This window comes from Stutzerimonas sp. KH-1, assembly GCF_054483855.1.
Genome location: NZ_CM137011.1, coordinates 227,439 through 239,885 on the forward strand (window position 1 = coordinate 227,439; position 12,447 = coordinate 239,885).

The following is a 12,447-nucleotide window of genomic DNA, read 5'->3' on the forward strand; positions in this document are numbered from 1 at the left end:
ACCGCGGAATGGCGGCCGGCGAGCGCAGTATCTGACCGTGGCTGCTGTGCGCAGAAGCAGAGAATATCGAGCATGCCGATGCTGTTTCGGCAGCAGTGATGGATGCCTTTCGATGGTGCGCGGGATGGTCCGTGGCGGTGCGCACTCAGGCCAGGAATGACGCACGGATAGCCGCTCGGCAGCGCGTCGTCGCGTCAGGGCTGCCCACAAACGGGGCGTGCACGGGGTTCGCAGCGAGCCGAAAAAAAATGTATCGGCGGCTGCGCAGAGCGCTCTCGCGGGTTGCGCTCGGTCCGCCCGCGGGCGCTATTGCAGGCTGACCAGATACTCGACCAGTGTTTCGGCGCAGGCCTGCATCGCGTCCTGCATGATCACCTCATAGCCGTGCGTGTTCTCCGTGGGGATCGCCAGGCAACCGGCCTGCGGAGCGGAACCCGAGCCAAGCACTGCGCTCGCGTCCGAGGCAAAGCCGGGCATCAACGCCGGTTGCGGGCAGTAACCGCAGCGTGATGCGGCCCTGAGCAAGCCGTCGGAAACGCGCTTGGTGTAGTAGCCCTTCTCATCGCCGGTAAGCACGATGGGGTCGAGCGCCAGGCGCGTGTCGTACTCGGCTGCGATCGGCCCCACTTCCAGGGCGATGCACAACGCCCCCGGCAGTGTGCGCGCCGCGTACTGTGCCCCGGAATTGGTTTCCTCTTCGTTGGTCGTCAGCACGATGAGCACGTCGCCGTGCAGTTCCTCCCTGCGCGCCGCCAGGCGCCTGGCGGCCACGAGGGCGGCAACCACTGGGGCCCGATCGTCGAGGAAGTGCGCGGCAATGCAGTCGCGTATCTGGAACGGCTTGCGCCAATGCCGACTCAGCACCACCCGTGTGCCCGCGCGCACGCCCCGCTCGCCGAGTTCCGCCTTGCTGTATCGAGTGATGACGTGCACATCATTCCACTGCACATCGCCCTGAAGCACATGCATCGACTGGCTCGATTCGCTCGTCCCGTGCATCGTGCCGAAAGACAGCGCACCGGCGACCGTGCCGGTGTCGCCCATCACGTCCACGGGGCACATGCCGAAGTTGACCGGAAACGCACCGCCCAGCGCCGCGACTCGTAGGCGCCCATCCGGGTCTATGCGTTTGACCACCATGGCGATCTCATCCTGATGGGCCATGATTCGGGTCGTCCGGCGTTCCGCCTCGTCGGGGGCGACCCCGACCGCTTTGATTCGCCCGATGAGATTGTCAGCGGCGTCTTGCCAGACGGCGTCGCAGCATCGCTCCAGCTCTCGCCTGCACACCTGGCGGACTTCTTCTTCCTGGCCTGCCGGCCCTCGTGCAAGCAGAAGTTCTTCCAGTAGCGCCAGTTGTTCCTGGTTTTCCATGCATCCTCCGCGATCGGTCTTGCCAATCGTTTAGGACCAACGTCGCAGCTGACCGTGCGGGGATTGCGCTGCGCCATCAATCGCTTCGCGCAGGGCGGTGGCGAGGTCCTCGAGCCGATAGGGCTTGGCCAGCACGTGCACGCCTTCGGCGGCCGCCGATTGCTGTGCGGCCTCGGCGTAGCCACTGGTGAGCAGTACAGGGACGCCGAGGGCGCGGGTACGGATTTCCCGAGCCAATTCCACTCCGTTCATGCCGCCCGGCATCATCACGTCGGAGAAAACGATATCCACCTGACAGCCGGCCTGAAGTGCGCTCAGCGCATCTGCGGCACTGGCGGCATGGGTCACGAGATAACCAAGGTGTTCGAGCATCTCGCCGACCAGCGCCGCGACCTCCTCGTCGTCGTCGACGAGCAGCACGCTGCCGATGCAGGGATCGCTGGGAGCGTCGGCGTCTCGTTCGTCCGCCACGGGCTGCTCGGGCATTCGATCTGAGCGTGGCAACAGCATGATCACGCTGGTACCGCGGCCGCACTCGCTGTCTATCCACACGGTACCGCCGGACTGTCGGGCGAAGCCGTAGACCTGCGCCAACCCCAGACCCGAACCCTTGCCGATCTCCTTGGTTGTGAAGAACGGATCGAAGACCCGCGCGCGAGCTTCCTCCGGAATGCCGGTACCCGAGTCGGTCACGGTCAGCCGGACGAAGTCGCTGCGTAAGCCCATGACGTCTTCGTCTGGTGCGTTGCAGGCTTCGATGAGGATAGATCCGCCGTTTGGCATGGCGTCGCGGGCGTTCACGGCCAGGTTGAGGATCACCAGTTCCAGCTCGCCAGGGTCCACTTCGACCGGCCAGAGATCCGGCTCGAATTGCACTTCCACGTGTACGTCGCCACTCAGGCTGCGGTCTAGCAGCTCGCGCATGCGGCCGATGCGCAGCACCAGGTCGACCGACTCGGGTTCCAGTGACTGCCGCCGGGAGAAGGCGAGCAGTTGCCGGGTGAGCGCGGTACCGCGTTGGGCGGCCTGGCGCATGCCGTCCATCAACCGCTCGCGGCGTGCAGGATCGGCGCGGCGGTCGAGCATGTCGAGGCCACCGGAGATCACCATTAGCAGATTGTTGAAATCATGGGCGATACCGCCGGTGAGCTGGCCGATGGCTTCGATCTTCTGCGCCTGGCGCAGGGCTTCTTCGATCTGCGCGCGCTCGGCCATCTGCGTGCGCAGTTCCTGGTTCGCCTTTTCCAGTTCACTGGTGCGCTCGACGACCAGCGCTTCGAGCTGATTCGACGCACGCTCACGGGCTTCCAGCAACGCCCGGACTTCGTACTGGCGATGCCGTCCGCGCAGGGCGGCCTTCACCGCGCTGGTCAGGGTGATGCTCTGTACCGGGCGTTCCAGCAGTGAAACGTTGCGCAGCGCCGCTACCATGCGCTGGCGCCACGCGGCGACTGCCGGTTGTTGATGCTTGCTGGTGAGGACCACGAAGGGAAAGTCTGACCAGGCCGGTTGTTGATCGACCCAGGTGGCGAGCGCTTGAAGATCCTGGCCGAAGAGACCTTCTTCGGCGATGAAAACAGCGTCGGCATCGGTTTCGGCGCGACCTAGCACTTCATCGACACTGTGGCAGACAACGGCGTCCATGCCGCTGCGGCTGAGAAGTTCGGCCGAGGCGGGACCGTCCCGGCCGATGGGGGCATAGACGACTACGATGGGGCATTCTCGTTTAGTGGGCGTCGTCATGCTCGTCTGTCAGTAGCTGAGTCGCATCACCGGTGTATTCCGGTGTGCCCGATAGGATGCCGCTGAAGTGACTGAGCGGCGGTCCGACCTCGAGGCCGGCGCTACTGAGGCGATATTCACGGACGGTGTTTTCATGCCGTCCGCTACGCTTTTTCACTACCGACAATGCCCGGCGAACGACGCCGGCATGCTCGAAGTAGCGCTGCATGATAACCGCATCGCTGAGATAGCTGATATCCACAGGCGTATCCATTGGGCCGACCAGGCCATGCTGGGCCAGCACCATGATGCTGATCACGCCTTTCTGGCCCAGATAACTCAACAGCTCGTGCATTTGCAGAATCAGGAATCGGCCATCCGGCATCGCGTGCAGATAGCCGTTGAGGCTATCCAGAATCACCAGGCCGGCACCCCGCACCTCTACGCACTCGCGTACTGCGGCGGTGAACTCGCCGGGCGACAGCTCGGCGGGGTCGACCTGTTGCAGATGCAGCAGCCCCTGCTCGATCCACGGCTCCATGGGCAGCCCCAGCGCCCGTCCGCGCGCCAGCAGCGTGGCGATGTTTTCGTCAAAGACGAAGAACGCGACCTTTTCGCCGCGTTTGCACGCCGCGACCGCATAGCTCAACGCCAGCGAAGATTTGCCCACGCCGGCCGCGCCGACCAGCAGCGCGTTGGTGCCGCGCTCCAGCCCGCCACCCAGCATCTTGTCGAGTGCCGGATTGCCGGACGAAGCCAGCTGGCCGGAGAAGGGCGAGTGGTGCTCGGCGGCGATGAGTCGGGGATAGATCTGCAGCCCGCCCTTGCGAATGGCGAAGTCGTGGTAGCCGCCGCGGAACTGGATGCCGCGCATCTTGATCACGCGCAGACGCCTGCGTTCCGCCCCGTAGTCGATCGCCAGCTGCTCCAGCATGACCACTCCATGGGAGATGGAATGCAGTTGCAGGTCGCCCATTTCCGAAGTCTGGTCGTCGAGCAGGATCACCGTGCAGTTGCGGGTGGTGAAGAAGTGCTTGAGCGCGAGCACCTGACGGCGGTAGCGCAGCGGGCTCTGCGCCAGCAGGCGCATTTCCGAGAGGCTGTCGAAGATCACCCGCGTCGGATTGGTTTCGCTGACGCGATCGAATACCTGCTGGGTGGTTTCGCTCAGCTCCATTTCCGCTGGATGCAGCACGGTCAACTCCAGCTCGGGATCGAGACTGGTTTCCGGAGAGATCAGTTCGAATACATCGATGCCTTCGAGCGTCCAGCCGTGTCGCTTGGCGACCAGCTCCAGTTCGGCTTTGGTTTCCGAGAGGGTCACGTACAGTACGCGCTCACCGTGGCGTACACCTTCGAGCAGGAACTGCAGTGCAATGGTGGTCTTGCCCGAGCCCGGGCTGCCTTCATAGAGATACATGCGGTTGGGGTCGAGGCCGCCGCCGAGAATGTTATCCAGCCCCTCGCTGCCGGTGGAAATGCGAGGCGGTTCATCGTCTGGTTGGAAGGAAAGATCAGTGGAATCGGTCATTCCGTTCTCCTTAACGCAGGCGCCGCTGCGTGCTTTGCTCCCGCACCTGTGTGTCCTGGTCGAATGGAACCGGTGGGGAACACGCCCGTTCTTCGCATGGTAGGCGAGCCGGGCTGAAAGCCGCTCGAAACGTCGCTTTATGCATCGCGCTCGCGCTGGAAGTTGCGCGTTCGACGGACGACGTTCGAGGGGCGCAGTCATCTAATCCGACTCGCCAGCTGCCTGCCCGTTCCGCATGAGCGCGCTCGGCACCTCCGCCGCAGTGCCCTCTCCAGGGGGCGCGGCCGCCTGCGGCCCGGTCTCGCCGGCTGCTTCGCTCGTTGCGCCAGAGTTGCTTTGAACGCCGCCGCCACGCAACAGACTGCAACCATTGCGTCTTGGAACACCCGCCGGGCTGGCCCATGATCAGCCTTTGCCTTCGCGGGTCGCTTGCATGCCTCGATTCTCTCGCCCCTCGGCTTCGGCGCTGGGCCGTTTTCTGCAACTGGGCGGCACCGGTGCACGGATCGCCGGCAACCTGCTGGTGCAACGCGTCACGCCAGGCAAGGCACGTATCGACTGGGTACCGGTGGGCGATCTGCTCGGCGATGCGCTTGGGCAAATGAAGGGCCCGGTGCTGAAGCTCGGTCAGCAGGCTTCGCAATGGCAGGACCTGTTGCCCGATCCGATCAGCGCTGCCCTGGCCCGTTTGCAGAATCAGGTGCCGTCGCTGCCGTTCGCGGAGCTGGAAGCCAACCTGCAGCGGCTGTACGACGGCCAGCTCTACGAGCTGTTCGAAACCATCGAACCTGCGCCCGCCGCGGCCGCCTCGCTGGGCCAGGTCCATCGTGCCCGGGATCGTCAGGGCAGGGCGCTGATCATGAAGATCCAGTACCCCGGCATCCACGCGATCTGCGAAGCGGACCTGCGCCAGCTGCGTCGGCTGATGCCGCTCGGGCGGTTGTTCGGCACGCCAGCGGCGCGGCTGGAGGCGGTCTACACCGAGCTGCAGCGGGCAATCGATGAAGAGCTGGACTACGCCGCCGAACGCGACCACCTCGAAGCCTTCCGCGCGCACTTCGGCGACTGGCCCGGCCTCGGCATTCCCTTTGCCGCCAGCGAGCTCTGCCGCCCCGGCGTGCTGGTGTTGGAAGATCGTCCGGCCCGTTCCATGGCCGAGGTCGAGCTGGCACCGGTCGAGATCCGCCAGCGCCTGGCCGAAAACCTTTGCCAGTGGCTCGCCGAGCAGGCGTTCGGCTTGCAGCGGCTGCACACCGATCCGCATCCGGGCAATCTGGCCTGGACCGAGCAGGGCGAACTGGTGGTCTACGATTTCGGCAGCGTGCTGCGTCTGGAGCCGCGCCTGCTGGCCGGTTACGTGCAGATCTTCGAGGCGCTGCGCGGCACTTCCAGCGAGGCGCTGGAGGCCGGCTTCCAGATGCTCGGCGGGCGCCAGCCTGGCAGCATGCCGCCGCATGGGCTGTACCGGCGTATCCACCTGATGCTGCATCCACTGTTGCAGCCTGGCGCGCAGTGGGACTTCCGCGGAGCGGCGCTGCACCAGCAGCTGTCCGAACTCTTCCCCTTGCTGATGTCGGCACTGGGCAGTCTGCAACCGGCTTCCGGTACCTTGCTGATCAACCGCACCTTGGAAGGCCACTACTGGAACCTCTACCGGCTTGGTGCCTGCCTGCCCATCGCCGACCTGCTCGCCGAGCATGTCGAGCGCTGGCGCGGCGGTGTCGTTACCGCTCGCCGCTGAACTACTGGAGAACGTCATGCCACTGCAGTCATTTCCCGAAGGGTTCCGTGCGCTGGTGATCGGCGCTTCCGGAGGCATCGGCGCCGCGCTGATCGAGGCGTTGCGTGCCGAACCGCGCTGCGCGTCGGTGATCGCACTCGGCCGCGCCACCGAGCCGGCGCTTGATCTTGCCGATCCAGCCAGCATCGAACGCGCCGCGAACGCGTTGGCGGGGCAGGGGCCGTTTCACCTGATCATCAACGCCGCCGGCGTGCTGCACGGTGCCGACTTCATGCCGGAGAAGCGCCTGGCTGATCTCAACCAGGCGCAGCTGCTCGCCACCTTCCAGATCAACACCTTTGGCCCGGCGCTGCTGCTGCGCCACTTCAGCGGGCTGCTCGACCGCCAGCGCGGCGTGCTCGCCATGCTCTCGGCCAAGGTCGGCAGCATCGGCGACAATCGGCTCGGCGGCTGGTACAGCTACCGCGCCTCCAAGGCCGCGCTGAACATGCTGATCAAGACAGCTTCCATCGAAGTGCGCCGCAACCAGCCGAATGCCGTGCTTCTGGCGCTGCACCCGGGCACGGTGAACTCACGTCTGTCGCAACCTTTTCGCGGCGCCGAGATCGGCCGACCGGCGGCCGATGCCGCGCAGGATCTGCTGCGGGTCATCGACAGCCTGGGGCCGGAGGCGAGTGGAGGGTTCCATGCCTACAGCGGGGCGGAGTTGCCGTGGTAACGGCCCTCAGTCAACCGGTGCGGCAAGCGCGTCGGTGACGGTTTCGGCCAGCAGTTCGAGGGTGAAGGGTTTGGTCATCAGGCGCATGCCGGGAGCCAGGCAATCGAGGCGGGTCGCGGCCTGTTCGGCATAGCCGGTGATCAGCACTACCGGTAGGCCCGGGCGCCGCTGCTGAAGCATTTCGGCAAGCTGGCGGCCGTTGAGCCCCGGCAGGCCGACATCGGTCAGCAGCAGGTCGAGCGAGTCGAGTTCCGCGGCGAGCTCCAGGGCGCGCTGACTGTCGGCCGCCACATGCACGTGATAGCCGAAGTCCTCGAGTGCGCTCTGCAGCAACGGGCGCACCGCGTTGTCATCCTCGACCAGCAGAACCTTGCGCCCGCCACCTGCGCCGGGCACGCGGATCGGAACCGCAGTCGACTCCTCCTGTGCGTCGGCCGATGCCGCCGGTATGTGCAGCGCGACGCGGGTCCCTTCGCCCTGACAGGTATCGATGGAGATGAAACCGCCGCTCTGGCGGACGAAGCCGTAGACCATCGACAGGCCGAGCCCGGTGCCTTCGCCGAGGGGTTTGGTGGTGAAGAACGGTTCGAACACCTTGTCCACCAGTGCCGCGGGAATGCCGACGCCGCTATCGATCACCCGCACGCAAAGATACTCGCCGGTCGGTACGCCGTGGCGGGTGGCCTGCTCCGCTTGCAACGCCACGCGCTGCGTCTCGATGCGCAAGGTGCCGCCGTCCGGCATCGCATCGCGGGCGTTGAGCGCCAGATTGAGCAGGGCATTTTCCATCTGGCTGGGGTCGACCAGGGCGAGCCCGGCGGCGTCCTCGAGGGCCAGCTCGAAGCGGATGGTCTCGCCCAGGCTGCGCTGCAGCAGCTCGGCCAGCGAGCGGATCAGCGAATTGACTGCGGTCGGCCGGGTCTGCAGTGGCTGGCGGCGGGAAAAGGCCAGCAGGCGCTGGGTCAGCGAGGCGGCGCGCTGCGCCGAGCCATGCGCCGCGTCCAGATAGCGCGGCAGGTCGTTGTAGCGTCCGGAGGCCGCGCGCAGACGGATCATGTCCAGCGCGCCGATGATGCCGGTCAGCATGTTGTTGAAGTCGTGGGCGATACCGCCGGTGAGCTGGCCGACTGCATCCATCTTCTGTGAGTGGCGCAGCTGCTCCTCGGCACGGCTGCGTTCCTGAACCTCGACGGTCAGCTGGTCGAGCGCCCTCTGCAAGGCCTGGGTGCGCAACTCGACCTCGCGCTCCAGCGCATGATTGAACTGGCGCAGCATCACCTCGTTGCGTCGCTCGGCGTCGACGTCGATGATCACCACGGCCGCGCCCATCGGTTGCTCGGCGTGGTCGTAGAGCGGCACGCCGCTCAGGCGCAGCCAGCGTTCGCCACCTTCCTCGGGGTAGTAGCGATAGTCCTGGCCGTCGACCTGCTCGCCGCGCAGGGCGCGGGCACCGACGTATTGGCTCGGCGGTATCACCTGTCCATGGCTGTCCAGGCCGACCCAGCGCCGTGCCCGCTCGGGCGCCGTCGAGGGAATCTTTCGATTGGGCACGTACTCGTCGTACTTGGGGTTGCTGAGCAGCGTATTGCCGTCGGCATCGATGAAGCAGACGCCGATCGGAAGGTTCTCGATCAGTCGCTCGAAGCGGGTTCGCTGGTCGGCTCGCTCGGTGGCTTCGGCGTGGTGCGCGCGCTGATGCTGGCGCAGGCGCATGCACGTGGTCAGGCAACTCAGCAAGGTGGCCGGCCCCACAGGCTCGCCGAGGACCACGAAGTCGTTGATCGTCGACGGCAGGCGGGCTTTCAACGCAGCATGGGGTTCGGCGTCGCGACTCAGCAGAACGAACGGGATGGCGCTGCCGGCTGGCAGTTTCTCGAGCGCGGCGCTGACCTCATCCAATGGCCCCGCTGCCAGCTCGTCGGCGAGTATCACCACCTCTATCGTCGCGTCGATTCGCTGTGCCAGGCCCGCCTGGTCGGTGCGGTGGCCGACGTGGTAGCCCTCGGCGGTCAGCCGCGTGGCGAGCTCGCGTCGTTCCGCACTGTCGCGCATGCCGAGAAGGATGCGTTTTGCTTCCGCGGTTCCGCCTGCCATGTCGTTATTGCGCCTTTCTGATGGGGCAGTCCGACCAGCATCCCTCCTGATCGGCCGAGCGAAGCAACGCGGCTGCCCAAGCGGACAGAGCGCTATCGCGTCTGTCTTTGAGCGGACTGCAAGCAAGCGAGAGCGTTCCCAGGCACGGCGTGATCGCTCGTACCCGCACGGCATGGTATCGGTGATCACCGTCGAGAGATAGCAAGCTGTTCCTAAGGGGCCTTCGACGCCTGGGCGCTGGCGTTGCGAAAGGGCTTCAGCGTTCGAACCGCTGCAGGCTGCGAAAGACCTGCGCAGGGCTGGCGCCGATATAGCGCTTGTAGCAATTGCTGAAATGGCTGGCATCGGCGAACCCCGCATCGACGGCCGCCCGCGTCAGGCAGTCCGTACGCTGCAGGTGCTCGGCGGCGAGCAGCAGGCGCTTCCAGATGCGGAAGCCACGGTAGCTCATGCCGGTTTCGGCACGGAACAGGTGCGCCATGCGCGAGGGAGAGAGATGAACCAGCGAGGCGGCCTGCGCCAGCGCGTGGTTGACGTCGCCCTCCTGGCGCAACAGCTCGAATACAGGCGTCAGGCGGCCCGCGGCGGTTGCATCGTCCACGGCAGGCATCAGCGCCAGCAGGGTCTGTCGCGTCTGCTCCTTGCTCCGTGCTTCTTCGTAGAGTGCGGTCAGCGTATCGATCAGCACGGGATCGTGCAGCGGTAGCGCACACTGCCCGGGGCGCCAGGCAAAGCGTTGCACGAAGCGCCCGTACAGTTCGCTGTCGCGCTCGACGAACAGCTTGGCCAGCACGCCGCCCTGTGCATCCACCGCATGCGCCACGCCGGCGGGTACCACCACGGCCCGGCAGGGCAGGGCGGTGCCCGCCAGTTGCAACACAAGCGGGCGATAGAGGCCGACCATGAGCACCGCGGCGCCGTTGACGCGTCTGTCCAGATGCCGCAGCGGGCCGAAGTACAGCAGCATGTCCGGCCACATCAGCAGGTGCGAAGGCAGCATGCCCGGGGCTCCTCAAGTCAGCTCGTTTTTACAAGCCTCACGCTAGCAGCCGGCCCTAGCATCCGGACATCGTACTTTGGCGCCGAAAGCCCGGCTCAGGCGTCCGCACCCGCACGGAGGAAAAACAATGACAAACACCATCCCGCTCGAGCCCCTCGCCAGTACCGCATCAGTGTCGACGCCGGCGCAGTTCGAGGCCCAGCTCACCGACATCGCGGCGCCGCTGGCGGGCGAGGCGGTGCTCGGGCTGCGCGCGCTGTACCTGTCCTGGCGCGTCGGAGCCTGGCTGGACACCGGCCTGCTGGTGAAGGCCGGCGATCGGCTGACCTTCGTGCTCGAGGGCGGCGTCGAGGTCTCCCGGGCGCTGGGCATCCGTTATTCGGCGGAGCTGGCGACCTGGGCGCGCATCGGCGAGCGGGGGCCGATCTTCCGCGCGCTGCACGACACTCAGAGCTTAACGGCGGAGCAGGACGGTCCCCTGCAGCTCAAGCTCTACCCGCGCGACCGCTGGCTCGATGCCAGTGGCCGCTACCGTGGCGAGCCACCCGCGTTCAACCCCGACGAGGGCGGCGGCGTCAATGTCGGCATCATCCACTGGCGGCCCGGCACCGATGTCGCCGCGGTGCTGGGCCAGGCGGCGGCCGGTCGCGACGCCGCGCACTGGGCCAGCCGCGAGCTGGCGCGCCTGCGTTCACCGCGTGCGCCCTTGCCCGGTGGCTGGCAGGAACTCTGGGAGCTGGGGCCGTCCACGGTGTTCTCCGCTGTCACGCCGGCCCAGGCGGGTCGGGCGCCGACACAGGCCATCCGCCTGCATACCCGTGACGATGTCTCCATCCTGCAGAAAGACGCCGACCTGCCGCTGAGCGCGCACACCACGCTGAGCTGGAAGTGGAAGGTCGACCGGTTGCCCTCGTCGGTCGCCGAAGACCAGATCCACACCCACGACTACCTGAGCATCGCCGTGGAGTTCGACAACGGCCGCGACCTCACCTTCTACTGGAGCCGGGATCTCCCCGAAGGCACGCACTTCCACTGCCCGCTGCCCGGCTGGCATGACCGCGAGACGCATGTCGTGGTGCGTTCGGGCACCGCCGATCTCGGCCAATGGCTGAGCGAGGAGCAGAACATACTGGACCACTACCGCACCGCCATCGGCGGCGAGCCGCCAGCACGCATCCGGCGGGTCTGGCTGATCGGGGTCAGCCTGTTCCAGCATGGCGAAGGGGAGGCTACGTTCGGCGATATCCTGCTCAGGGACGTCGATATCGAAAAGCGCCTCTACTGAGCATTTCACGCCCGGTCACCGGCATCGTGCCGGCGGCCGGTCGCGGCCTATATCGCCTCTCTGCCACGTTCGCGGCACGCCCGGTCAGCGCGGCGGTTCCGTGGCGCGCAACAGCTCGTTGAGTTCCGCACCAGATGGCGTGCCGCCGAAGCCATCGAACCGGCCCTGTTCGATCATCCTCCGCGCCGCGTCGATGAACCCGCCCCAGGCCGCACGCGCCAACGCTCCGCCGACACTGATGCGCCTGACGCCAAGCTCGGCCAGCGCCTCGACGGTCAGTTCACTGTTCCAGCCGATCAGCACATTCACCGGCTTCGGCGCGATTGCCTGGACGACCGTCTGAATTTCCTCCCGCGTCCTGAGACCTGGCGCGTACAGGCAGTCGGCCCCGGCCTGCGAATAGGCGAGCAGGCGCTCGACCGTGTCGTCCAGATCGGGGCGGCCGACGAAGTAATTTTCCGCACGCCCCACCAGCAGGGTGTCGCCGCCGCCGGCATCGATGGCGGCGCGCGCCGCCTGCAGGCGCTCGACGGCCTGCGCCCGGTCGCGCACCGGCTGGGCGGGATCGCCGCTCGAATCCTCGATGGACAGGCCTGCCACGCCGGTCTCCAGCGCCAGGCTGACACTGTCGAAGACCGCCTCGGGCGTGGCCCCGAAGCCGCTCTCGAAATCGGCGTTGATCGGCAGGTCGCTCATCGCCGCCATGTGGCGCATGTGCGCGAGGGTGTCGTCGCGTGACAGTTGCCCGTCCGCCTGGCCCTGAGACCAGGCATAGCCTGCGCTGGTGGTCGCCAGGGCCCGGTAGCCGAGGCGCTCGAGCAGGCGAGCACCGCCGGCGTCCCAGGGGTTGGGCAGCAGGAAGCACCCTGCATGGTGCATCTCGCGGAAGGCCGCGCGTTTATCGCTTACGGTGGGGCGGGTCATGATGTCTCCGGGAGCAGGGGCTTGTCGTCATCCTATAGCCCACCGTGAGCGTGATGTG

9 protein-coding genes are annotated in these 12,447 nt (G+C 66.5%); 3 read left to right on the forward strand and 6 right to left on the reverse strand.

Annotated features, from left to right (window positions below):
• Positions 1 to 306: 306 nt before the first annotated feature.
• Genes ACX1DW_RS01090 through ACX1DW_RS01100 form a run of 3 tightly spaced genes read right to left on the reverse strand, consistent with a single transcriptional unit; the run spans position 307 to position 4,627 of the window.
• Positions 307 to 1,374 (reverse strand): zinc-binding metallopeptidase family protein, encoded by a 1,068-nt coding sequence (locus tag ACX1DW_RS01090; RefSeq protein WP_458992551.1) that lies wholly within the window; start codon positions 1,372 to 1,374, stop codon positions 307 to 309.
• 30 nt (positions 1,375 to 1,404) lie between these two features.
• Positions 1,405 to 3,117 (reverse strand): ATP-binding protein, encoded by a 1,713-nt coding sequence (locus tag ACX1DW_RS01095; RefSeq protein ID WP_458992552.1) that lies wholly within the window; start codon positions 3,115 to 3,117, stop codon positions 1,405 to 1,407.
• On the reverse strand, positions 3,101 to 4,627 hold the full coding sequence (locus tag ACX1DW_RS01100; RefSeq protein WP_133456506.1) for an ATPase domain-containing protein: 1,527 nt from the start codon (positions 4,625 to 4,627) through the stop codon (positions 3,101 to 3,103). Before ACX1DW_RS01100 ends, ACX1DW_RS01095 begins: the two co-directional genes overlap by 17 nt.
• Before the next feature lie 433 nt (positions 4,628 to 5,060).
• Here ACX1DW_RS01100 and ACX1DW_RS01105 point away from each other — a divergent pair, with 433 nt between their 5' ends.
• Positions 5,061 to 6,368, forward strand: coding sequence for an ABC1 kinase family protein (locus ACX1DW_RS01105; protein WP_458992553.1), 1,308 nt, complete (start codon positions 5,061 to 5,063; stop codon positions 6,366 to 6,368).
• Between the two features lie 16 nt (positions 6,369 to 6,384).
• Positions 6,385 to 7,086 carry an SDR family NAD(P)-dependent oxidoreductase gene (locus ACX1DW_RS01110; RefSeq protein WP_458992554.1) on the forward strand — a complete coding sequence of 234 codons (702 nt, stop codon included), beginning with the start codon at positions 6,385 to 6,387 and terminating at the stop codon, positions 7,084 to 7,086.
• Positions 7,087 to 7,092: 6 nt separating this feature from the next.
• Here the strand turns inward: ACX1DW_RS01110 and ACX1DW_RS01115 are convergent, their stop codons facing one another.
• Together ACX1DW_RS01115 and ACX1DW_RS01120 are read right to left on the reverse strand one after the other, a co-directional pair.
• A complete protein-coding gene (locus ACX1DW_RS01115) occupies positions 7,093 to 9,180 on the reverse strand; it encodes a response regulator (protein WP_458992555.1) in 2,088 nt (695 codons plus the stop codon).
• Positions 9,181 to 9,436: 256 nt separating this feature from the next.
• Positions 9,437 to 10,180: a helix-turn-helix domain-containing protein gene (locus tag ACX1DW_RS01120; protein ID WP_458992556.1), complete on the reverse strand. Its 744-nt coding sequence runs from the start codon at positions 10,178 to 10,180 to the stop codon at positions 9,437 to 9,439.
• A gap of 127 nt (positions 10,181 to 10,307) precedes the next feature.
• Between ACX1DW_RS01120 and ACX1DW_RS01125 the strand changes: the two genes are divergently transcribed.
• Positions 10,308 to 11,465 carry a DUF3047 domain-containing protein gene (locus ACX1DW_RS01125; RefSeq protein WP_458992557.1) on the forward strand — a complete coding sequence of 386 codons (1,158 nt, stop codon included), beginning with the start codon at positions 10,308 to 10,310 and terminating at the stop codon, positions 11,463 to 11,465.
• Between the two features lie 84 nt (positions 11,466 to 11,549).
• Here ACX1DW_RS01125 and ACX1DW_RS01130 read toward each other — a convergent pair whose 3' ends face one another.
• Entirely contained in the window at positions 11,550 to 12,389 is an 840-nt protein-coding gene (locus tag ACX1DW_RS01130) for an isocitrate lyase/PEP mutase family protein (RefSeq protein WP_458992558.1), read from the reverse strand.
• Positions 12,390 to 12,447 lie beyond the last annotated feature (58 nt).